Source organism: Sporosarcina sp. P17b (genome assembly GCF_002743115.1).
GTDB lineage: Bacteria > Bacillota > Bacilli > Bacillales_A > Planococcaceae > Sporosarcina > Sporosarcina ureae_C.
Map to the genome: position 1 here is coordinate 1 of NZ_PDYP01000049.1, position 408 is coordinate 408.

The 408-nt window shown below is 41.4% G+C and carries 1 protein-coding gene; it reads left to right on the plus strand.

The window, feature by feature from the left end:
• Window positions 1–408 (plus strand): transposase (locus CSV76_RS17080; RefSeq protein ID WP_143560394.1); only part of this gene is annotated, 408 nt, incomplete at both ends.

The following is a 408-nucleotide window of genomic DNA, read 5'->3' on the forward strand; positions in this document are numbered from 1 at the left end:
GGACTGTTAAAAGATAGCCTTCGCATGATGTGGTTAGCTCAAGGTTATAAACCAAGCTATCGCACCATCAATCGATTTCGCGTTCATCCTGAAGTAAAAGAAGTACTACGCCAGTGCTTCGTGCAATTTCGTTGCCAGCTGGTACAAAAACAGCTAATTGATGAAGAAGCCATTTTTATTGATGGAACTAAGATTGAGGCGAATGCCAACAAATTTACATTTGTCTGGCGCAAGTCCGTAGAACGGTATAGTTCAGGTCTGGTAGAAAGATCTGGTCAGATGTACGAAGAGCTGTTAGAAAAAGAGATCATCCCTGAAATCGAACGGGAAAGTCTGGATGAATTATCTACCGCGGAACTGTCTAAAGTAGTAGAGAAGCTAGATGAAACTATCCAAACCTATACAGAA